Here is a 21,564-nt window from a genome sequence, read left to right as displayed (position 1 = left end):
CGGGAGACCGGCCCCAAGGTGACGGGGCGCCCCGCCCGGTCACACAGATCCATCCAGTTCACGCCCGCGTGGCGCAGGCCGCGCGGGCGCGGACGGGACCGACGAGGAGATACGGCGAAATGCCGAAGCAGAAGACGCACAGTGGCGCCAGCAAGCGCTTCAAGATCAGTGGCTCCGGCAAGGTGCTCCGCGAGCGCGCCGGCCGCCGCCACCTCCTGGAGCACAAGCCCTCGACGCTGACCCGCAAGCTGGCCGGGACCGTCGAGCTGGCCCCCGCTGACGCCAAGAAGATCAAGAAGCTTCTCGGCAAGTGATCGCCCTCCCGCCCGGCGCGAGCCGTGAGCGGGGCAGCTGATCCTTCCCGACCCATTCGAATGACGGACCACGTGAAGTAGTCCGTGGTCCAACCCAAGGAGTAATCAAGTGGCACGCGTCAAGCGGGCAGTCAACGCCCACAAGAAGCGCCGGGTCATCCTGGAGCGCGCCAGCGGCTACCGTGGCCAGCGCTCGCGCCTGTACCGCAAGGCCAAGGAGCAGGTCACCCACTCGCTGGTCTACAACTTCAACGACCGCAAGAAGCGCAAGGGCGACTTCCGTCAGCTGTGGATCCAGCGCATCAACGCTGCGGCCCGTGCCAACGGCATCACCTACAACCGCTTCGTGCAGGGCCTGAAGGCCGCCAGCGTCGAGATCGACCGCAAGATGCTGGCCGACCTGGCCGTCAACGACCCGGGCGCGTTCGCGTCGCTGGTCGAGGTCGCCCAGAAGGCGCTGCCGGCCGACGTGAACGCCCCCAAGGCTGCCGCCGACGCCGCCTGATCTTCCGAGATCAGTTGAGCTCTGACCGGACCCGCAGGCTCCCTGCGGGTCCGGTTCTGCGTTTCCCCGGATCTTCAGCGCCGCCCGCGATCCTCAGCGCCGCCTGCCACAGAGAACGAGACCATGCCGAGCACCGACACCCCCCTGCTCACCTCCCTGCGCTCGCCGCGCGTCGTCGCCGCCCGCCGGCTCGCCAAGCGGAACCAGCGCACCAAGGAACGCCGCTTCCTGGTCGAGGGCCCGCAGGCCGTCCGGGAGGCCGTCGCCTTCGGCCAGCTGCCGGGCTCGGCCGAGCACGCCGTGGTCGAGGTGTACGTGACCCCGGAGGCCGCCGAGCGGCACGCCGCCATCGTCGAGGCGACGCTGGCCGAGGGGCTGCCGGTGCTGACCGCCACCGACGAGGTGATCGCCGACATCTGCGACACGGTGACCCCGCAGGGCATCGTGGCGCTCTGCCGCTTCATCGACACCCCGTTCGCCGAGGTGCTCAAGGCCCGCCCCAAGCTCGTCGCGGTGCTCGCGCACGTCCGCGACCCCGGCAACGCCGGCACCGTGCTGCGCACCGCCGACGCGGCCGGCGCGGACGCCGTGGTGCTCACCGACGCCTCGGTGGACCTGTACAACCCGAAGGCCGTCCGGGCCTCCGTCGGCAGCCTGTTCCACCTGCCGGTGGCGGTCGGCGTGCCGGTCGAGGAGGCCGTCGCGCAGCTGCGCGCGGCCGGGGTCCGGGTGCTCGCCGCGGACGGCGCGGGGGAGCGCGACCTGGACCAGGAGCTCGACGAGGGCACCTTGGGCGCGCCCGGCGCGTGGGTGTTCGGCAACGAGGCCTGGGGGCTTCCGGAGGAGACCCGCGCGCTGGCCGACGAGGTCGTGCGCGTCCCGATCCACGGGCACGCCGAGAGCCTCAACCTGGCCACCGCCGCGGCCGTCTGCCTGTACGCCTCGGCCCGGGCGCAGCGCTCGCCCGGCGGCTGCCGCTCGAACGCCTGACCCGCACGCTCCCGGCGCCACCGGCCGAGGGCCTACTACAGGGGGCTGCGAGGCGCTAGGGTCTGCCTCTGTGGGGGGAACGGCACGGTGGGTAATCGGGGAGGACACCCATGGTCGGCAGCGGGCCAGAGCTCGACCCGGACGACCTACCGGACGGCCTGGTGGTCGCGGATGCGCTGGGCCGGGTGGTCTGCTTCAACCGGGCCGCGGCCCGGCTCACCGGCCTGCCCCCGGAGGCCGCGCTCGGTAGCGGGCTGGAGGACGTCCTCCCGCTGGAGGACCTGGACGGCCGCCGCTGGTGGCAGTTGACCGACCCGTACGGCGGCCTGGCCACCCGCACCGGCCAGCCGGAGCGCAACCTGCTGCTGCCCGGCGGCCGCGAGGTGCTGGTCTCCGCCCGGTACGTCCGGGACGTGCCGCTGGGGCCGCCGCAGCGGGTGGTGGTCGCGCTGCGCGGCACCGAGGCCCGGCGCCGCACCGAGCGCAGCCACGCCGAACTGATCGCCACCGTCGCCCACGAGCTGCGCTCGCCGCTCACCAGCGTCAAGGGCTTCACGGCGACGCTGCTGGCCAAGTGGGAGCGGTTCACCGACGGGCAGAAGCGGCTGATGCTGGAGACGGTGGACGCCGACGCCGACCGGGTCACCCGGCTGATCGCCGAGCTGCTGGACATCTCCCGGATCGACGCCGGGCGGCTGGAACTGCGCAAGCAGGTCGTCGACCTGGCCGCCGCGGTGCGCCGGCACGTCGAGCGCAAGGTCGCCACCGGCATCCCCGAGGAGCGCTTCGACGTCCGGATCAGCGAGTCGCTGACCGTCCTGTGGGCCGACCCGGACAAGGTCGACCAGGTGCTGGCCAACCTGCTGGAAAACGCGGTGCGCCACGGCGAGGGAACTGTCACGATCGAGGTGGCACCGGCCAAGGAGGTCGTCGAGGCGCCCCTCTGGGAGCGCTCGGGCACCCCTCCCCGCATCGTGGAAGGAACCGCGGTCACCGTGAGCGACGAAGGAAGCGGCATCCCCGAGGAGTCGATGCCGCGCGTCTTCACCCGCTTCTGGCGCGGCTCCAAGCGCGGCGGCACCGGCCTGGGCCTGTACATCGTCAAGGGCATCGTGGAGGCCCACGGCGGCTCGATCCGGGTCGACCGGGCCCCCTGCGGCGGCGCCCGGTTCCGATTCATCCTGCCCGCCAGCGTTCCGGACTTCATGCTCTGAAAGAGCATGAACGACAAGCAGAGCATGCTCTGAAAGAGCTCCGGGGTTCCGCTGGACGGGCTTCCAGACAGCCGCGCTACGCGCTGCGACTACACTCGACCTTTGGCGTCGTGGGACGCCCTGTGCGGCTGAGCCGCGGACACCCCTCTTCCCCGTCGTGCGGAGATCGGCTGCCCGTGCCCCGGCCACACCGGGCGTACCGCAGTGGAGAGCCACCCTTACCTGAGCACGGACGAGCAGGAGCACGGGAAGATAGAGATGTCGGCACCCAACAAGTCGTACGACCCGGTCGAGGTCGAGGCCCTCAAGCCCGAGGTGGTGGAGCAGGCGCGGGACGAGGCCGTCGCCGCCTTCGCCGCCGCCAGCACGCTCGACGAGCTGAAGGAGGCCAAGGTCGCCCACACCGGCGACCGTTCCGCGCTCTCCCTCGCCAACCGCGAGATCGGCGCCCTGCCCCCGCACGCCAAGGCCGCCGCCGGCAAGCTGATCGGCCAGGCCCGCGGCGCCGTCAACAAGGCCCTCGCCAAGCGGCAGGCCGAGCTGGAGGCGGAGCGCGACGCCCGCGTGCTGGTCGAGGAGGCGGTGGACGTCACGCTGCCGTACGACCGCGCCCCGCGCGGCGCCCGGCACCCGCTGACCACCCTGGCCGAGCGCATCGAGGACACCTTCGTCGCGATGGGCTACCAGGTCGCCGAGGGCCCCGAGGCCGAGGCCGAGTGGCTGAACTTCGACGCCCTCAACCTGGGCCCGGACCACCCGGCCCGCTCGATGCAGGACACCTTCTTCGTGCAGGCCCCGGACGGCTCCGCCGACTCCGGCGTGGTGATGCGCACCCAGACCTCCCCGGTCCAGGCCCGCACCCTGCTCGACCGCGAGCCCCCGGTCTACGTGGTCTGCCCCGGCCGTGTCTACCGCACCGACGAGCTGGACGCCACGCACACCCCGGTGTTCCGCCAGGTCGAGGGCCTCGCGGTGGACGAGGGCATCACCTTCGCCGACCTCAAGGGCACCATCGAGGTGCTGGTCGAGAAGCTGATCGGCGGCGGCCTGGAGCTGCGCTGGCGCCCCTCGTACTTCCCGTTCACCGAGCCGAGCGCCGAGATCGACCTGCAGTGCTTCGTGTGCCGCGGCGAGAGCGTCGGCAACCCGGACCGCCCCTGCCGGACCTGCTCCTCCGAGGGCTGGATCGAGCTCGGCGGCTGCGGCGTGGTCAACCCGCGCGTGCTGGTCGCCTGCGGCGTCGACCCCAACCGCTACAGCGGGTTCGCCTTCGGCCTGGGCCTGGAGCGGATCCTGATGAATCGTCACAACGTCGCCGACATGCGCGACATGGTCGAGGGTGACGTGCGCTTCACCCTCCCGTTCGGGATGGAGATCTGATGCGCGTCCCGCTTTCCTGGCTGCGTGAGTACGTCGACCTGCCGGCCGGCGAGACCGGCCGTGACGTGGCGGAGCGCCTGGTCCGGGCCGGCCTGGAGGTCGAGACCGTCGAGCAGCTCGGCGGCGACCTCAAGGGCCCGCTGGTGGTCGGCGAGGTGCTCTCCATCGAGCAGCTGACCGGCTTCAAGAAGCCGATCCGGCACTGCCTCGTCAACGTCGGCGACGCCAACGGCACCGGCGAGCCGCAGGAGATCGTCTGCGGCGCCAGCAACTTCGCCGTCGGCGACAAGGTCGTCGTGGTGCTCCCGGGCGCCGTGCTGCCCGGTCCCTTCCCGATCGCGGCCCGCCAGACCTACGGCCGCACCTCGGCCGGCATGATCTGCTCGGCCCGCGAGCTCGGCATGGGCGACGACCACGACGGCATCATCGTGCTCCCGCCGGAGTTCGAGCCCGGCACCGACGCGATCGAGCTGCTCCAGCTGGTCGACGAGGTGCTGGACATCGCCGTCACCCCGGACCGCGGCTACTGCCTGTCGCTGCGCGGCGTCGCCCGCGAGGCCGCCGCCGCGTACGGGCTGCCGCTGGCCGACCCGGCGCTGCTCGACGTGCCGCCGGCCAACTCCTTCGGCTACCTGGTCAAGGTCAACGACCCGGCCGGCTGCGACCGCTTCGTGGCCCGCACGGTCGTCGGCATCGACCCGACCGCCAAGTCCCCGATCTGGCTGCAGCGCCGCCTCCAGAAGGCCGGCATCCGCCCGATCTCGCTGACCGTCGACATCACCAACTACGTGATGCTGGAGGTCGGCCAGCCGCTGCACGCCTACGACAAGCAGCGCGTGAGCGGCCCGATCACGGTCCGCCGGGCGGAGCAGGGCGAGAGCCTCACCACCCTCGACGGCGTGCAGCGCAAGCTCTCCGCCGAGGACCTGCTGATCTGCGACAACAGCGGCCCGATCGGCCTGGCCGGCGTCATGGGCGGTGCCTCCACCGAGATCCTCGACCCGGCCGCCGGCCCGGGCACCACCGAGGTGATCATCGAGGCGGCGCACTTCGAGCCGGTCGCCATCGCCCGCGCCGCCAAGCGGCACAAGCTGCCCTCCGAGGCGTCCAAGCGCTTCGAGCGCGGCGTCGACCCGGAGGCCGCCCGCGCCGCCGCCCAGCGCGCCGTCGACCTGCTGGTCCTGATCGCCGGCGGCACCGCCGAGGCCGGGGTCACCGACATCGCCGCCCCGCACCCGGTGCGCACCATCACCATCTCCGCCGACCTGCCCGACCGGGTCGCCGGCACCGTGTACGGCCGCGAGACCGTGACCCGGCGCCTGCAGGAGATCGGCTGCTCGGTCGCCGGCGCCGACGTCCTGGAGGTCACCCCGCCGACCTGGCGCCCCGACCTCACCGACCCGTACGACCTCGCGGAGGAGGTCATCCGGCTGGAGGGCTACGACAACGTCCCCGCCCGGATGCCCAACGTGCCCCCGGGCAAGGGCCTGACCGAGGCCCAGCGCGTCCACCGCCGGATCGGCGTCGCGCTGGCCGGGGCCGGCTACGTCGAGGTCAACAACTACCCGTTCCTCGGCGAGAGCGCCTTCGAGGCGCTCGGCCTGGAGCCGGACGACCGGCGTCGGCGCACCGTCAAGCTGGTCAACCCGCTCAACGACGAGGAGCCGGCGCTGCGCACCACGCTGCTGCCGGGCCTGCTCGGCTCGCTGCGGCGCAACATCGGCCGCGGCAACACCGACCTGGCGATCTACGAGACCGGCACCGTCTTCCTGCCCAGGGACGAGCTGTCCGTGGCCCCGCGCCCGGCCGTCGACCGCCGGCCCAGCGCGGAGGAGCTGGCCGCGCTGGACGCCGCGCTGCCGGACCAGCCGCGCCGGATCGCCGTCGCCCTCGCGGGCGAGCGGCTGCCGTCCGGCTGGTGGGGCCAGGGCGCCGGGGCGTCCTGGGCGGACGCCGTCGAGGCGGCCCGTACGGTGGCCCGCGCGGCCGGCGTCGAGCTGACCGTCCGGCAGGGGCAGCGGGCGCCGTGGCACCCGGGCCGCTGCGCCGAGCTGGTCGTCACCGGCACCGACCGGGTGGTCGGCCACGCCGGTGAGCTGCACCCGCGCGTCGTCAAGGCGCTCGGTCTGCCGGCCCGCACCAGCGCGATGGAGATCGACGTCGACCTGCTCACCGCGGACGGCGCCGAGAAGGTCAACGGCCCTGCGGTCTCCGGCTTCCCGGTGGCCACCCAGGACGTCGCGCTGATCGTCGACGCCGCCGTGCCGGCCGCCGACGTGGAGGCCGCGCTGCGCTCCGGCGCGGGCGAACTGCTGGAGGCCATCCGGCTGTTCGACGTCTTCACCGGCGAGCAGGTCGGCGAGGGCCGCAAGTCGCTGGCGTACGCGCTGCGCTTCCGCGCCGCGGACCGCACGCTGACCGCCGACGAGGCGACCGCCGCCCGCGAGGCGGCCGTCGCCGAGGCCGTCGCCCGCACCGGCGCGGTGCTGCGCGGCGCCTGATCCCGCCAGGCCCGAAGGGCCCCGTCCGGACCTCGGTCCGGACGGGGCCCTTCGCGTTGTCCGGAGCCCGCCCCTGGGCCTGCGGTCTGACCTGCGTCTTTGAAGAGTCTTGAAGAGAGTTTGTCAAAACCCTTGCGGGGACGGGGAAGGAGGGCCTTAATTCTCGTTAGGAAAGTTTCCTAACCCCCCGAGGAAACGGAGCATCGTATGCGTCCCCAGCACCACCGTGCCCTCCGCATCGCCCTCGCCGCCGCCCTGGTGGCCGCGCCCCTCACGGTCGCGGCCGGCGCCGCCACCGCCGCGCCGACGTCCGCGACGTCCGTCCAGCTCAAGGGAGTCGGGCTGGACGACCCGCACAAGAAGGACATCGCGATGCAGCTGGTGTCCAGCGCGGAGAACTCCTCGCTGGACTGGAAGGCCCAGTACAAGTACATCGAGGACATCGGCGACGGGCGCGGCTACACCGCCGGCATCATCGGCTTCTGTTCCGGCACCGGCGACATGCTGGACCTCGTCCAGCACTACACCGACCTCAAGCCGGGCAACGTCCTCGCCAAGTACCTGCCGGCCCTGAAGAAGGTCAACGGCAGCGCCTCGCACACCGGCCTCGGCACCCCGTTCGTCAACGACTGGGCCGCCGCCGCCAAGGACACGGTCTTCCAGCAGGCCCAGAACGACGAGCGCGACCGGGTGTACTTCAACCCCGCCGTCAACCAGGCCAAGTCCGACGGCCTGCGCGCGCTCGGCCAGTTCGCCTACTACGACGCCATCGTCATGCACGGGCCCGGCAACAGCTCGGACAGCTTCGGCGGCATCCGCGCCGCCGCCCTGAAGAAGGCCAAGACCCCCGCCCAGGGCGGCGACGAGGCCACCTACCTCAAGGCCTTCCTGGACGCCCGCAAGGTGGTCATGAAGAAGGAGCAGGCCCACTCCGACACCAGCCGGGTCGACACCGAGCAGTCGGTCTTCCTCAACGCGAAGAACTTCGACCTCAACCCGCCGCTCAAGTGGAAGGTCTACGGCGACAGTTACGCCATCAACAGCTGACGGAACGCCGAGCGGGGCCCGGGAGCAGCACCTCGCTCCCGGGCCCCGCCGCCGTCCACCGGCCGGTGCTCAGGCGCTCGCGGTGTAGTCGTAGAAGCCGCGGCCGGACTTGCGGCCCAGCAGGCCCGCGTCGACCATCCGGGAGAGCAGCGGGGGAGCGGCGTACAGCGGCTCCTTGTACTCGTCGTACATCGACTCGGCGATCGAGACGATGGTGTCCAGGCCGATCAGGTCGCACAGCCGCAGCGGGCCCATCGGGTGGGCGCAGCCGGCCTCCATGCCCTTGTCGATGTCGGAGGCGGTGGCCACGCCCGACTCGAACATCCGCACCGCGGACAGCAGGTAGGGCACCAGCAGCGCGTTGACCACGAAGCCGGCCCGGTCGCGGGCGCGGATCGGCTCCTTGCCGAGCTCCTGGGAGGCGAAGGCCTCGACCCGCTCGGTGGTTACCGCCGAGGTGGTCAGCGTCGGGATGACCTCGACCAGCTTCTGCACCGGCGCCGGGTTGAAGAAGTGCAGGCCGATCACCTGCTCGGGGCGGGAGGTGGCGGCGGCCAGCTTCACGATCGGGATCGACGAGGTGTTGGAGGCGAGGATCGCGTCCCGGCGCTCGACCACCTGGTCCAGGGTCTGGAAGATCTTGACCTTGATGTCCTCGCGCTCGGCGACCGCCTCGACCACCAGGTCGCGGTCGGCGAAGTCGGACAGGTCCACGGTGAAGGTCAGCCGGGCCAGCGCCTCGTCCCGCAGCTCCGGGCTCAGCTTGCCGCGCTTGACCGCCGTGTCCAGGGAGTTGGTCAGCCGGGTGCGGCCGAACTCCAGCGCCTCGCCGCTGGCCTCCGCCACCAGGACGTCCAGCCCGGCCCGGGCGAAGACCTCCGCGATGCCCGACCCCATCAGGCCGCAGCCGATCACTCCGACGCGCGCGATGTCACTCACTCAGTTGCCCTTCGGTGGTGCTGGGGGTCGCCCAGCGAACTGGTGGCCCAGCGAGCTGCTGGTCAACGGGCCGGTGTGCCGGAATGGGTGCACCGGTCACCGTCCCGACGACGTTACTACTCCGTACCGGCCAGTAGGTCACCCCCTCCCCGGCCGGGTGCCAGTGCGAGACGTCGTCCGAACGGGTGAGGCCGGGCCCGCCGCCCGTGCGCCCGGGGCCGCGCCCGTGCGGCGGCCGGAAGAATGCCGCAGACGGGGGCCGGGGACGGGAAGGGAGCACACGGTGCCGACGGGATCGCTCGCAGGACAGGTCGCCCTGATCACCGGCGCGGGCCGGGGAATCGGCCGGGAGATCGCCATCGGCCTGGCCGCCGAGGGCATGGCCGTCGGCCTGGTCGGCCGCACCCACGGGACGCTGACCGACACCCTCAAGGAGTGCGCCCGGCACGGCTCCCGCGGCGTCGCCGTCACCGCCGACGTCACCCGTGCCGGCGCCGTCCGCGAGGCCGTCCGGGTCGTCGAACGCGACCTCGGCCCGATCGACCTGCTGATCAACAACGCCGGCCTGGTCGACCGCGCCGAGGTGCCGCTCTGGGAGACCGACGCCAACCAGTGGTGGCAGGTGATCGAGACCAACCTGCGCGGCCCCTACAACCTGCTGCGCTGCGTCCTGCCCGGCATGGTGTCCCGGGAGCGCGGCCGGGTGGTCAACCTCAACTCCGGCTTCGCCCTGCGCCCGGACGGCGACTACACCGCGTACGCCACCTCCAAGGGCGCGCTGCTCCAGCTCTCCGACAACATGGCGGACTCACTGGCCCGCCACGGCATCGTCATCCTCGACATCAGCCCCGGCGCGGTCGAGACCGACATGACCGCCGCGATGCCGATGTTCAAGGACACGACGACCTGGGGCTCCATCCCGTACATGGTCGCGGTCACCGTGGACGCCGCCCGGGGCCGCTTCGACGGCCTGCACGGCCGGTTCATCCACGCCGGGCGGGACGACCTGGAGGAGCTGGTCAACCGGGCCGCGGAGATCCGCGCGGCGGACGCCCGGACGCTGCGGATGCGCCCGTACAAGGCGGACGACCCGATGGGCTGAACGGGCCCCTCGGCCGGCGTGCTCCTCCCTGGTCCGCAGAGCGGTCAGGCGCACAGCTGACTGGCGGTCACCGGCTTCAGGCCCGCCTTGGCGAGGCCGTCCAGGATGCCCGGCAGCGCGTCCACCGTGCACTGGTGGCCCATGTGCAGGGCGACCACCGAACCGCCGCGCACCGACTTCAGCACCCGGCGCTGCAACTCGGCGGCCGACGGGTCGTTGTAGTCGCGCGGGTCGACGTCGAAGGACAGCACGTGCTCGTAGCCGACCGCCTTCGCCTGCTCGCGCACCGTCCGGGTGGCGTACTGGGCGGCGGACGGGCGGAACCAGCGGCCGATCGAGCCGGTGAGCCGCTGCAGCCGTTCGGCGCACTGGGCGATCTCGTCGTGCACCTGGGCGGCCGTCATCGTCGAGAGGTCGAGGTGGTTCTGGGTGTGGTTGCCCAACTCGTGGCCGGCGTCCAGGATCCGGCGGGCCATCTGCGGCTGCTGGTCGAGCCAGCTGCCGACCGCCATCACGGTCAGCTTGATGCCGCGCTGCTCGGCGGCCTCCAGCAGCGCGGTGGCCTGCTTCGGATCGCCGCTGCCGTGGCAGGTCAGCGCCACGAACTTGCTGGTGCGCGGCCCGTTCACCACCTCGACCGGGGTGCCGGCGGCGAGCGGCGGCAGCACCGGCGGGGTCGGAGGCGTCGGCGGTGTCGGCGGGGGCGTCGCGGCCCCGGCGGCCGGCTCCGCGCCGGTGGCCGGGTCGGTACCGCCGCTCGGGTCGGTGGTCCCGGTGGGCTGCGGCTCCGGCGGGGCGGACGGCACGGGGGAGGCCGGGCCCTCGCCGCCGTTCCAGGCCGGGTCGGTGGTGTGCTGCGGGTCGAGGGTGCCCGGGTGCACGGCGAGCACCCCGGCGTCGGCCCGGCGCGGGGCGCCGGAGGCACACGCGCTGAGGAACCCGCTGGCGGCGGTCAGGGCGGCCAGCTGGACGGCGGTGCGCAGTACGGTGCGGCGGTCGGCAGTCATCGGCAGTCAGCATAGAGACGGCGGCCACCCACGGCGATCCGAGGAGCGGCCCGGTACCGCCATTGACGTGCACACACACCACCGTCCGGGCGTTGCGTAAACCTGAACTGCCGGTGTTTCACCGGCGTGTCGTCGGATACGATCACGGCGCACCGCACGCCACGGGAGGGTGGCCGGGCCGGACGCGGGGTGACCCCCGTGGTACCGGGCGGGCCCGCCGGCCGCCGAGGCGGTGCCATCGACCGGCAGTGAGCACGGCAGAGGGGGGCGGAACAGGATGCACGAGGACAGCGCGACCGTCGGCGAGGCCACCGGCACCGACTGGGACTGGGCCAGAGCGGACGACTGGCAGCCGCCGAGCGAGCTCGACACCGGCGTCCCGCACACCGCCCGGATGTACGACTACTACCTGGGCGGCAAGGACAACTTCGAGGCCGACCGCAAGGCCGCCCAGGCCGCCATAGCGGCCTACCCCGCGCTGCCGCTGCTGGCCCGCACCAACCGGCAGTTCCTCGGCGACGCGGTGGAGTTCGCCGCCGGCCGGGGCATCCGCCAGTTCGTCGACATCGGCACCGGCATCCCGGCCGTCGGCTCCACCAGCGAGGTCGCCCAGCGGGTCGCCCCGGACGTCCGGGTGGTGTACGTCGACAACGACCCGATCGTCGCCACCCACGCCCGCGCCCTGCTGGCCGGCCACCCCGCCGGACACACCTCGGTCATCGAGGCCGACCTGCGCGACCCGGCCGCCATCCTCGGCCACCCGGGCCTGCTCGCCGCCGTCGACCTGTCCCGGCCGGTCGCGCTGATGCTCGTCGCCGTGCTGCACTTCATCCGCGACGAGGACGGCGCCCAGCAGATCGTCCGCACCCTGCGCGACGCGCTCGCCCCCGGCAGCGCGCTGATCCTCTCCCACGGCAGCCCCGACTTCGCCTCCCGGGAGAGCGCAGCCGAAGGCACCCGCATCTACCGCAGCGCCAGCGCCCCCCTGGTGCTGCGCCCGCGCGCCGGCGTCGAACCCTTCTTCGGCGACTTCGAGTTCGCCGGCCCCGGCCTGGTCCAACTCCCGCTCTGGCGCCCCACCCCCGGTCACGTCCCCAGCACCGAACTCCCCGAAGGCTGGCAGGACGTCTCCGCCTACGCGGGCGTCGCGTTCAAGCCGTAGCCCCGGTTCACGAGGCGTCGGCCCCGGCGCCTCCCTCCTACGCCGGGACCGGCCTCGCACACCACGAACCCTAGGCCCGGCCACTGACAGCCCGTCACCCTCCCCGGTGCGTACCGGGAGAAATTGGCACGACAGCGCGGGCGGGCCGGTGTTAGCTTCCGCGCCATGGAACCCCTGAGCGAGAACGAGATCCGCGCGTCCTTCGTCAACTGCTCCAAGGGCGAGGCCCGTCGGCTCAACCTCCCCCGGGGCATGGCGGAACTGCCCTGGGAGAACCTGGACTTCCTCGGCTGGCGGGACCAGGGCGCGCCCGACCGGGCCTACCTGGTGGCGCCGTACGGCGGCGAGCCGGTCGGCGTGACGCTGCGGGTGCCGACGGTCCGCCGCAGCCTCACCAAGACCAATGTCTGCTCGCTGTGCATCACCGCGCACGCGGGCTCCGGCGTCGCGCTGCTCGCCGCCCGCCGGGCCGGGGCGGCCGGGCGGGAGGGCAACACCGTCGGCACGTACATCTGCGCCGACCTCGCCTGCTCGCTGTACGTGCGCGGGCTGAAGAAGTCCGCCCTGGTGACCAGGCCCGACGAGTCGCTGCCGCTGGAGCGGCAGATCGACCGGACGGTGGGGAACCTGGCGGCCTTCCTCGCCAAGGTGCTCGCCGACACCGCGCACTGACGGGAGTCGCCGACAGCGCGGGCCGGCGGGATCAGTGCCCGCGCAGCTGGTCGAGGTCGCGCCGCTCCCGCTTGGTCGGGCGCCCGGCGCCCCGATCCCGCTCGCCGGCCGCTGCGACGAGTTCGCGCGGCGGCCGCGGCGGGCTGTTGTCGATCAGGCAGTCCGCCGCCACCGTCGCGCCGACCCGCTTGCGGATGAGCTTCTGCACCACGACGACCCGCTCGTAGCCCTCCTCGCGGACCCGCACCTCGTCCCCGGGGCGCAGCGCCTGGGCCGGCTTGACCCGTTCGCCGTTCACCCGCACGTGCCCGGCCCGACAGGCGGCCGCCGCCAGCGCCCGCGTCTTGGTGAGCCGGACCGACCAGATCCAGCTGTCCACCCGCACGCTTCCCTCGTGTTCAGCCATCCCTGGAGCCTACCCAAGCCGCCCGGACCGGCCCGGGTTCGGACCCGGGCCGGTCGGCGCCCGCTACGCCGCCTCCGGCACCCTGCGGGCCGCCTGCGGGGCCTCCTGGACCGCCCAGCCGTTGCCGTCCGGGTCGTTGAAGAACACGAAGGAGTTCCAGGCCTCGCCGTGCCCGTCCACCCGGCTGCCCGCCTCGAAGTGCTGGACCGGGCTGACCTCGACGCCCCGGGCCGCGAGTTCGGCATGCGCCTTGTCGATGTTCGGCACCACCAGCTGGAGTCCCTTCACGGATCCGGGCGGCGCCCCGATGACCCCGGCGCCCACCACGATGGAGCACGTCGAGCCCGGGGGAGTCAGCTGGACGACCCGGACCCCGTCGCGCAACCGGGTGTCGTGGTCGACCGTGAAGCCGACCCGCTCCTCGTAGAACAGCTTCGCGCGGTCCACGTCCGACACCGGGACCACCACGACTTCGAGCTTCCAGTCCATCGCCCTCACCCCTCTCGGCCGGGCTCTTCCAGTATCCGTCGAAACGGTTCCCCGTCGGGCCGTCGGATAGCCTGAGAACACGATGAATCCCGAGATCACGCCCGCCGCGGCGACCCAGTTCAGCACGCCGTGGGGCGCCTTCGACCTCACCCGCTTCCCCGAGGACCCGCGTGAGCGGCTGCGGGCCTGGGACGCGGCCGACGAGTACCTGCTGCGCCACCTCGCGGGCGAGGCGGACAGCGCCGCCGGCACCGCGACCGACCTGGCCGGCCGCCGGATCGTCGTCCTGGGCGACCGCTGGGGCGCGTTGACCACCGCGCTGGCCGCCCACGATCCGGTGCAGATCGTCGACTCCCACCTCGGCCGGCAGGCCACCCTGGCCAACCTGGCGCGGGCCGGCGCCACCGTCGACCCGGCCCGGCTGCTGACCACCCGGGACGCCCCGCCGGAGCGGATCGACGTCCTGCTGGTGCGCGTCCCCAAGAGCCTGGCCCTGCTGGAGGACCAGCTGCACCGGCTGGCCCCGGCCGTCCACCCGGGCACGGTGGTGGTCGGCACCGGCATGGTCGCCGAGATCCACACCTCCACGCTCCAGCTCTTCGAGCGGATCCTCGGCCCGACCCGCACCTCGCTCGCCGCCCGCAAGGCCCGGCTGATCTTCTGCACCCCGGATCCGGCGCTGGACCCCGGCCCCAGCCCGTGGCCGCACCGCTACGCGCTGCCGCCGGACGTCGGGGCGGTCTCCGGGCGCACGGTGGTCAACCACGCCGGCACGTTCTGCGCCGAGCGCCTCGACATCGGCACCCGCTTCTTCCTCGGCCACCTGCCGACCCCGGCGCCCGGGGCCCGGGTGGTCGACCTGGGCTGCGGCAACGGCGTGGTCGGCACGGCCGCCGCGCTGGCCGGGCCGGGTGCGGAGCTGGTGTTCGTCGACGAGTCCCACCAGGCGGTGGCCTCGGCCGAGGAGACCTTCCGCGCCAATCTGGGCCCGGACGCCCGGGCGGAGTTCCTGACCGCCGACGCGCTGGCGCCGGAGGTGGCGCCCCCGGGCTCGGTGGACCTCGTCCTGAACAACCCGCCGTTCCACTCGCACCAGGCCACCACGGACGCCACCGCTTGGCGGATGTTCACCGGTTCCCGGCGGGCGCTGCGGCCGGGCGGGGAGCTGTGGGTGGTCGGCAACCGCCATCTCGGCTACCACGTCAAGCTGCGGCGGCTCTTCGGGAACTGCCAGCTGGTGGCGGGCAACCCCAAGTTCGTGGTGCTGCGCGCGGTCAAGCGGTAGTCCGGCGTCCGCCCGGTCGGTGGCGGTTCGGTCGCGAGCCGGTGGCGGCCCGGCCGGGCGGACGCAGGGCGGTTTTCGGGCGTTCTTCGGGGTCCTGACCGCAGCTTCTTGCATGAATGTTCCGTGCTGCGTATATTCATGCCACAACAAAGGAGGAACGCCATGGCATTGCGAGTCGCCGTCGCCGGCGCGAGCGGATACGCGGGCGGCGAGGTGCTGCGTCTGCTGCTCGGCCACCCGGAGGTGGAGATCGGGGCGCTGACCGGCGGCTCGAACGCGGGCACCCGGCTGGGCGTGCTCCAGCCGCACCTGATCCCGCTCGCCGACCGCGTCCTCGAACCCACCACCCCCGAGGTGCTGGCCGGCCACGACGTGGTCTTCCTGGCGCTGCCGCACGGCCAGTCCGCCGCCGTCGCCGAGGCGCTCGGCGACGACGTCCTGGTGGTCGACTGCGGCGCCGACTTCCGGCTCCGCGCCGCCACCGACTGGGAGCAGTTCTACGGCTCCGCGCACGCCGGCACCTGGCCCTACGGCCTGCCCGAACTCCCCGGCCACCGGGCCGCGTTGAAGGGCAGCAACCGGATCGCCGTGCCCGGCTGCTACCCGACGGCCGTGTCCCTGGCGCTGTTCCCGGCGTACGCGGCCGGACTCGCCGAGCCGGAGGCCGTCGTGGTCGCCGCCTCCGGCACCTCCGGTGCGGGCAAGGCCGCCAAGACCCACCTGCTGGGCAGCGAGGTCATGGGCAACGTCAGCCCGTACGGCGTCGGCGGCGTGCACCGGCACACCCCGGAGATGGTGCAGAACCTCACCCCGGTCGCGGGCGAGCCCGTCACCGTCTCCTTCACGCCGACCCTCGTCCCGATGCCGCGCGGCATCCTCGCCACCTGCTCCGCCAAGGCGCGCCCCGGCGTGACCGCCGAGAGCCTGCGCGCCGCCTACGCCGAGGCGTTCGCGGACGAGCCGTTCGTCCACCTGCTGCCCGAGGGGCAGTGGCCGCAGACCAGCAGCGTCTACGGCGCCAACACCGCCCTCGTCCAGGTCGCGCTGGACGCCACCGCCGGGCGGATCATCGCGATCAGCGCGATCGACAACCTCGTGAAGGGCACCGCGGGCGGCGCGGTGCAGAGCATGAACATCGCCCTGGGCCTGCCCGAGGAGCTGGGCCTTCCCGTGAACGGAGTCGCACCGTGAGCAACAGTACGAACGTGGGCGTGACGGCAGCCAAGGGCTTCCGGGCCGCCGGCGTGACCGCGGGCATCAAGGCCTCCGGCACCCCGGACCTCGCCCTGGTGGTCAACGACGGCCCCGCGCTCGCCGCCGCCGGCGTCTTCACCGCCAACCGCGTCAAGGCCGCGCCGGTCGTCTGGTCCGAGCAGGTCCTCAAGGGCGGCCAGGTGTCCGCCGTGGTCCTCAACTCCGGCGGCGCCAACGCCTGCACCGGCCCGCTCGGCTTCCAGGACACCCACGCCACCGCGGAGAAGGTCGCCGAGGAGCTGGAGCTCAACGCCGGCGAGGTCGCCGTCGCCTCCACCGGCCTGATCGGCGAGCGCCTCCCGATGGACGTCCTGCTGCCCGGCGTCGCGCTGGCCGCCCGGGAGCTGAGCGCGACCGGCGGCGAGGCCGCCGCGATCGCCATCAAGACCACCGACACCGTGCACAAGACCGCCCAGGTCACCAGCCCGTCGGGCTGGACGGTCGGCGGCATGGCCAAGGGCGCGGGCATGCTCGCCCCGAGCCTGGCCACCATGCTGGTCGTGATCACCACCGACGCCGACCTGGACGCCGCCGCCCTGGACACCGCGCTGCGCGGCGCCACCCGCACCACCTTCGACCGGATCGACTCCGACGGCTGCATGTCCACCAACGACACCGTGCTGCTGCTGGCCTCGGCCGCCTCCGGCGTCGTCCCGGACGCGGCCGAGTTCGCCGAGGCGGTCCGCACCGTCAGCGCCGACCTGGCCCGCCAGTTGATCGCCGACGCCGAGGGCGCCAGCAAGGACATCCGGATCGACGTCACCGGCGCCGCCACCGAGCAGGAGGCCGTCGACGTCGCCCGGACGATCAGCCGCAACAACCTGCTCAAGTGCGCGATCCACGGCGAGGACCCCAACTGGGGCCGGGTGCTGGCCGCGATCGGCACCACCGACGCCGCCTTCGACCCGGACCGGCTGGACGTGGCCATCAACGGCGTCTGGGTCTGCAAGGACGGCAGCGTCGGCGAGGACCGCACCCTGGTGGACATGGCCGGCCGCGAGGTCGTCATCACCGCGAACCTCAACGCCGGTACGGCGAGCGCCTCGTTGTGGACCAACGACCTCACCGCCGACTACGTCCACGAGAACAGCGCCTACTCGACCTGATGCCCGACAGGTGACGCGCGCCACCGATGCGCGACACCTGACCCGCGACACCCGATGCGCGACACCCGTTCGGACGAGGGACACCCGTGAAGATCGCACCCAAGGGCGAACAGGCCCGCAACAACACCGCGTTGCCCAAGGCGATGACGCTGATCGAGGCGCTGCCGTGGCTGGAGCGCTTCCACGGCAAGACCGTCGTGATCAAGTTCGGCGGCAACGCCATGGTGGACGAGAGCCTCAAGTCGGCCTTCGCCCAGGACGTCGTCTTCCTCCGCTACGCCGGCCTGCACCCCGTCGTGGTGCACGGCGGCGGCCCGCAGATCAGCGCCCAGCTGGAGCGGCTCGGCCTGGAGTCCAGCTTCACCAACGGCCTGCGGGTCACCACCCCCGAGACCATGGACGTGGTCCGGATGGTGCTGGCCGGCCAGGTGCAGCGCGAGCTCGTCGGCCTGCTCAACGAGCACGGCCCGTTCGCGGTCGGCATGACCGGCGAGGACGCGCACACCATGACGGCGGTCAAGCGGTACGCGGTGGTGGACGGCGAGCAGGTCGACATCGGCCTGGTCGGCGACATCGTCAACATCGAGGCCGGCGCGGTGAAGGCGCTGATCGCCGACGGCCGGATCCCGGTCATCTCCTCGATCGCGCGCGGCGCCGACGGCCACGTCTACAACATCAACGCCGACACCGCCGCGGCCGCCCTGGCGGTCTCGCTGGGCGCCGAGATGCTGGTGGTCCTGACCGACGTCGAGGGCCTCTACGCGGACTGGCCGAACTCCGACGACGTGATCAGCCAACTCGCCGCGAGCGAGCTGGAGGAGCTGCTGCCGAGCCTGGCCAGCGGCATGCTCCCCAAGATGGAGGGCTGCCTGCGCGCCGTCCGCTCCGGGGTGGGCACCGCCCGCGTCCTGGACGGCCGGGTGCAGCACAGCCTGCTGCTGGAGATCTTCACCGACGAGGGCATCGGCACGATGGTCGTGCCGGACGACGAACAGACCGTGACCGGGGGACTGGCATGACCGCGAACGAGCAACTGACCGGCCGGTGGCAGCACGCCTTCACCGACAACTACGGCACCCCGCGGATCGCGCTGGTGCGCGGTGCGGGCGCCAAGCTCTGGGACGCCGACGGCAAGGAGTACACCGACCTGCTCGGCGGCATCGCCGTCAACGCCCTCGGCACCGCCCACCCGGCGGTCGTCGAGGCGGTCAGCCGGCAGATCGCCACCCTGGGCCACGTCTCCAACCTCTTCATGGCCGAGCCGACCATCGCCCTCGCCGAGCGGCTGCTGCGGCTGGACGGCAGGGAGGGCGGCCGGGTGTTCTTCTGCAACTCCGGCGCCGAGGCCAACGAGACCGCGTTCAAGATCAGCCGCCGGACCGGCCGCACCCACCTGGTCGCCCTCCAGGGCGCCTTCCACGGCCGGACGATGGGCGCCCTCGCGCTCACCGGCCAGCCGGCCAAGCAGGAGCCGTTCCGCCCGCTGCCCGGCGACGTCACGCACGTCCCGTTCGGCGACGTCGAGGCGCTGCGCGCGGCCGTCACCACCGAGACCGCGGCGGTCTTCCTGGAGCCGGTCCAGGGCGAGAACGGCGCCGTCCCGCTGCCCGAGGGCTACCTGAGGGCGGCCCGCGAGATCACCCGGGCCACGGGCACCCTGCTGGTCCTGGACGAGATCCAGACCGGCGTCGGCCGCACCGGGTACTGGTACGCCCACCAGGCCTTCGAGGGCGTCGAGCCGGACGTCGTCACCCTCGCCAAGGCGCTCGGCGGCGGGCTGCCGATGGGCGCGGTGCTGGCCTTCGGCGAGGCCGCCGACCTGCTCACCCCGGGCCAGCACGGCACCACCTTCGGCGGCAACCCGGTGGCCGCGGCGGCCGGGCTCGCGGTGCTGGACACCATCGAGTCCGAGGGCCTGCTGGAGCACGTCCGCAAGCTGGGCGAGCGGCTGCGCCAGGGCGTCGAGGCGATCGGCGACCCGCTGGTCTCGCACGTGCGCGGCGCCGGACTGCTGCTCGGCATCGTGCTCACCGAGCCGGTGTCAGTGCGGGTGCAGGCCGCCGCGCAGGAGGCGGGCTTCCTGGTCAACGCGGCCGTCCCGGACGCCGTCCGGCTGGCCCCGCCGCTGGTGTTGACCGAGCAGGAGGCGGACGCCTTCCTCGCCGCTCTGCCGGGCGTCCTGCGGGCGGTGCGCGAGAGCGCCCCGGCCGATGCGAGCTGACCGTTGTCCGGGAGAATGACCACATGACCGTTTCCCACTCCGGCCCGTCCGCCGCAGGCCCGTCGCCGCAGGTGCCGCAGACCCGCACCGCGCGGCACCGGCGGATCGTGGACCTGCTCACCCGCCAGCCCGTGCGCTCGCAGAGCCAGCTCGCCAAGCTGCTCGCCGACGACGGACTCGTGGTCACCCAGGCGACGCTCTCCCGGGACCTGGACGAGCTGGGCGCGGTCAAGATCCGCAACCGGGACGGCGCGCTGATCTACGCCGTCCCGGCGGAGGGCGGCGACCGCACGCCGCGCGCGCCGATGGGGGAGTCGGCCAGCGAGGGCCGGATGGCCCGGCTGGCCGGCGAGCTGATGGTCTCGGCGACGGCCTCCGGCAACCTGGTGGTGCTGCGCACCCCCCCGGGGGCCGCGCAGTTCCTCGCCTCGGCGATCGACCAGGCGGAGGTGTTCGAGATCATCGGCACCATCGCCGGCGACGACACCGTCCTGCTGATCAGCCGGGACCCGGCGGGCGGCCAGGCGCTCGCCGACCACCTCATGCAACTCGCCCAGGCGAAGGCCCAGTAGCGCGCGACGACGCGAGATCCCGACGCGCCACGACGAGCAACGACGCGCCACGACACGAAACCCCGACCGGTGGAGACTTCCCCGGCCGGGGTTTTGTGTTTCATACGGACTGGTGCATACTTATGCCTGTCGCCGTAAACCTGTACGGAAACCCTGTACGTAGAGCTGTTAGGAGAAAGCCGTGGCCGAGCGCGTCGTACTCGCCTACTCGGGCGGACTGGACACCTCCGTCTGCATCGGCTGGATCGCCGAGGAGACGGGCGCCGAGGTCATCGCCGTCGCCGTCGACGTCGGCCAGGGCGGCGAGGACCTGGAGGCGATCCGCCGGCGCGCGCTGGACTGCGGCGCCGTCGAGGCCGAGGTCGCGGACGCCCGCGACGAGTTCGCCGACGAGTACTGCCTCCCGGCGATCAAGGCCAACGCGCTCTACCAGGGCGAGTACCCGCTGGTCTCCGCGCTGTCCCGGCCGGTCATCGTCAAGCACCTGGCCGCCGCCGCCCGCAAGCACGGCGCCACCACCGTCGCGCACGGCTGCACCGGCAAGGGCAACGACCAGGTCCGGTTCGAGGTCGGCATCAACTCCCTGGCCCCCGGCCTGAAGTGCATCGCCCCGGTGCGCGACTACGCGATGACCCGGGACAAGGCGATCGCCTTCGCCGAGGCCAAGGGCCTGCCGATCGCCACCACCAAGAAGTCCCCGTACTCGATCGACCAGAACGTCTTCGGCCGGGCCGTCGAGACCGGCTTCCTGGAGGACATCTGGAACGCCCCGATCGAGGACGTCTACGACTACACCCAGGACCCGGCCGCCCCGCGCGAGGCCGACGAGGTGGTCATCACCTTCGACGCCGGCGTCCCGGTGGCCGTCGACGGCCGCAAGGTCACCGTCCTCCAGGCCATCGAGGAGCTGAACAAGCGGGCCGGCGCCCAGGGTGTCGGCCGGCTGGACATGGTCGAGGACCGGCTGGTCGGCATCAAGTCCCGGGAGATCTACGAGGCCCCCGGCGCGATCGCCCTGATCACCGCCCACCAGGCCCTGGAGAACGTCACCGTCGAGCGCGAACTCGCCCGCTACAAGCGGCAGGTGGAGCAGCGCTGGGCCGAACTCGTCTACGACGGCTTCTGGTTCTCCCCGCTCAAGCGCGCGCTGGACGGCTTCGTGAACGAGGCCAACCAGCACGTCTCCGGCGAGATCCGGATGGTCCTGCACGGCGGCCGGGCCGTGGTCAACGGCCGCAAGTCCGACCAGTCGCTGTACGACTTCAACCTCGCCACCTACGACACCGGCGACACCTTCGACCAGTCGATGTCCAAGGGCTTCATCGAGATCTTCGGGATGTCCTCGAAGCTCGCCGCCCGCCGCGACCTCGCCTGATCCCCTCCCCGTCCCCAACCCCC

The 21,564-nt window shown here is 72.9% G+C and carries 21 protein-coding genes; 17 read left to right on the top strand and 4 right to left on the bottom strand.

The features are described from left to right. The first annotated feature begins 119 nt into the window (after positions 1-119). From rpmI to OG556_RS06460, 7 genes are all read left to right on the top strand, one after another. Positions 120-314, top strand: coding sequence for a 50S ribosomal protein L35 (rpmI, locus tag OG556_RS06490; protein ID WP_030055648.1), 195 nt, complete (start codon positions 120-122; stop codon positions 312-314). 109 nt (positions 315-423) lie between these two features. Then, positions 424-819 (top strand): 50S ribosomal protein L20, encoded by a 396-nt coding sequence (gene rplT / locus OG556_RS06485; protein ID WP_030055649.1) that lies wholly within the window; start codon positions 424-426, stop codon positions 817-819. Between the two features lie 123 nt (positions 820-942). After that, positions 943-1,809: an RNA methyltransferase gene (locus OG556_RS06480; RefSeq protein ID WP_350877932.1), complete on the top strand. Its 867-nt coding sequence runs from the start codon at positions 943-945 to the stop codon at positions 1,807-1,809. Between the two features lie 110 nt (positions 1,810-1,919). Beyond that, positions 1,920-3,023 carry an ATP-binding protein gene (locus OG556_RS06475; protein WP_063346858.1) on the top strand — a complete coding sequence of 368 codons (1,104 nt, stop codon included), beginning with the start codon at positions 1,920-1,922 and terminating at the stop codon, positions 3,021-3,023. A gap of 258 nt (positions 3,024-3,281) precedes the next feature. Then, positions 3,282-4,403 carry a phenylalanine--tRNA ligase subunit alpha gene (gene pheS / locus OG556_RS06470; RefSeq protein ID WP_363372880.1) on the top strand — a complete coding sequence of 374 codons (1,122 nt, stop codon included), beginning with the start codon at positions 3,282-3,284 and terminating at the stop codon, positions 4,401-4,403. Next, complete coding sequence (pheT, locus tag OG556_RS06465) at positions 4,403-6,904, top strand: phenylalanine--tRNA ligase subunit beta (protein WP_371516257.1); 2,502 nt, start codon at positions 4,403-4,405, stop codon at positions 6,902-6,904. Before pheS ends, pheT begins: the two co-directional genes overlap by 1 nt. A gap of 207 nt (positions 6,905-7,111) precedes the next feature. After that, positions 7,112-7,951, top strand: a complete 840-nt coding sequence (locus OG556_RS06460; protein WP_350877928.1) for a chitosanase — start codon at positions 7,112-7,114, stop codon at positions 7,949-7,951. A gap of 69 nt (positions 7,952-8,020) precedes the next feature. Here the strand turns inward: OG556_RS06460 and OG556_RS06455 are convergent, their stop codons facing one another. Then, a complete protein-coding gene (locus tag OG556_RS06455; protein WP_363583810.1) occupies positions 8,021-8,890 on the bottom strand; it encodes a 3-hydroxybutyryl-CoA dehydrogenase in 870 nt (289 codons plus the stop codon). Between the two features lie 283 nt (positions 8,891-9,173). Between OG556_RS06455 and OG556_RS06450 the strand changes: the two genes are divergently transcribed. After that, the gene (locus tag OG556_RS06450) at positions 9,174-9,992 is read left to right on the top strand and encodes an SDR family NAD(P)-dependent oxidoreductase (protein WP_371516256.1); all 819 of its coding nucleotides are present in this window, start codon (positions 9,174-9,176) and stop codon (positions 9,990-9,992) included. A 44-nt stretch (positions 9,993-10,036) separates the two neighbouring features. Here OG556_RS06450 and OG556_RS06445 read toward each other — a convergent pair whose 3' ends face one another. Beyond that, complete coding sequence (locus OG556_RS06445) at positions 10,037-10,999, bottom strand: polysaccharide deacetylase family protein (RefSeq protein WP_371516255.1); 963 nt, start codon at positions 10,997-10,999, stop codon at positions 10,037-10,039. Positions 11,000-11,276: 277 nt separating this feature from the next. On the opposite strand from OG556_RS06445, the gene OG556_RS06440 reads away from it, so the two are divergent. Together OG556_RS06440 and OG556_RS06435 are read left to right on the top strand one after the other, a co-directional pair. Further along, positions 11,277-12,161: an SAM-dependent methyltransferase gene (locus OG556_RS06440; protein ID WP_371516254.1), complete on the top strand. Its 885-nt coding sequence runs from the start codon at positions 11,277-11,279 to the stop codon at positions 12,159-12,161. A gap of 165 nt (positions 12,162-12,326) precedes the next feature. Further along, the gene (locus OG556_RS06435; protein ID WP_371516253.1) at positions 12,327-12,833 is read left to right on the top strand and encodes an FBP domain-containing protein; all 507 of its coding nucleotides are present in this window, start codon (positions 12,327-12,329) and stop codon (positions 12,831-12,833) included. Positions 12,834-12,864: 31 nt separating this feature from the next. On the opposite strand, the gene OG556_RS06430 is transcribed toward OG556_RS06435, so the two are convergent. Together OG556_RS06430 and OG556_RS06425 are read right to left on the bottom strand one after the other, a co-directional pair. Further along, the gene (locus OG556_RS06430) at positions 12,865-13,239 is read right to left on the bottom strand and encodes an RNA-binding S4 domain-containing protein (RefSeq protein ID WP_371516252.1); all 375 of its coding nucleotides are present in this window, start codon (positions 13,237-13,239) and stop codon (positions 12,865-12,867) included. Between the two features lie 63 nt (positions 13,240-13,302). Then, positions 13,303-13,728, bottom strand: coding sequence for a VOC family protein (locus tag OG556_RS06425; RefSeq protein WP_371516251.1), 426 nt, complete (start codon positions 13,726-13,728; stop codon positions 13,303-13,305). An 82-nt stretch (positions 13,729-13,810) separates the two neighbouring features. Here OG556_RS06425 and OG556_RS06420 point away from each other — a divergent pair, with 82 nt between their 5' ends. The 7 genes from OG556_RS06420 (at position 13,811) to OG556_RS06390 (ending at position 21,541) form a co-directional block, all read left to right on the top strand. Further along, positions 13,811-15,013: a methyltransferase gene (locus OG556_RS06420; protein ID WP_371516250.1), complete on the top strand. Its 1,203-nt coding sequence runs from the start codon at positions 13,811-13,813 to the stop codon at positions 15,011-15,013. 162 nt (positions 15,014-15,175) lie between these two features. Beyond that, positions 15,176-16,204 carry an N-acetyl-gamma-glutamyl-phosphate reductase gene (argC, locus tag OG556_RS06415; RefSeq protein ID WP_371516249.1) on the top strand — a complete coding sequence of 343 codons (1,029 nt, stop codon included), beginning with the start codon at positions 15,176-15,178 and terminating at the stop codon, positions 16,202-16,204. A 14-nt stretch (positions 16,205-16,218) separates the two neighbouring features. Beyond that, positions 16,219-17,373: a bifunctional glutamate N-acetyltransferase/amino-acid acetyltransferase ArgJ gene (gene argJ / locus OG556_RS06410; RefSeq protein WP_371522591.1), complete on the top strand. Its 1,155-nt coding sequence runs from the start codon at positions 16,219-16,221 to the stop codon at positions 17,371-17,373. Positions 17,374-17,516: 143 nt separating this feature from the next. Beyond that, the gene (gene argB, locus OG556_RS06405; protein ID WP_063350977.1) at positions 17,517-18,392 is read left to right on the top strand and encodes an acetylglutamate kinase; all 876 of its coding nucleotides are present in this window, start codon (positions 17,517-17,519) and stop codon (positions 18,390-18,392) included. After that, the gene (locus tag OG556_RS06400; protein ID WP_371516248.1) at positions 18,389-19,594 is read left to right on the top strand and encodes an acetylornithine transaminase; all 1,206 of its coding nucleotides are present in this window, start codon (positions 18,389-18,391) and stop codon (positions 19,592-19,594) included. The genes argB and OG556_RS06400 overlap by 4 nt, the downstream gene beginning before the upstream one ends. A gap of 23 nt (positions 19,595-19,617) precedes the next feature. Then, complete coding sequence (locus tag OG556_RS06395; protein ID WP_063346843.1) at positions 19,618-20,166, top strand: arginine repressor; 549 nt, start codon at positions 19,618-19,620, stop codon at positions 20,164-20,166. A 181-nt stretch (positions 20,167-20,347) separates the two neighbouring features. Further along, a complete protein-coding gene (locus OG556_RS06390; protein WP_371516247.1) occupies positions 20,348-21,541 on the top strand; it encodes an argininosuccinate synthase in 1,194 nt (397 codons plus the stop codon). The last annotated feature ends 23 nt before the right edge of the window (positions 21,542-21,564 follow it).

This window comes from Kitasatospora sp. NBC_01300 (genome assembly GCF_041435235.1).
In the GTDB taxonomy this organism is placed as follows: Bacteria; Actinomycetota; Actinomycetes; order Streptomycetales; family Streptomycetaceae; genus Kitasatospora.
Note: the sequence above shows the minus strand (reverse complement) of the source record. Positions and strands in the feature narration are given on the sequence as shown.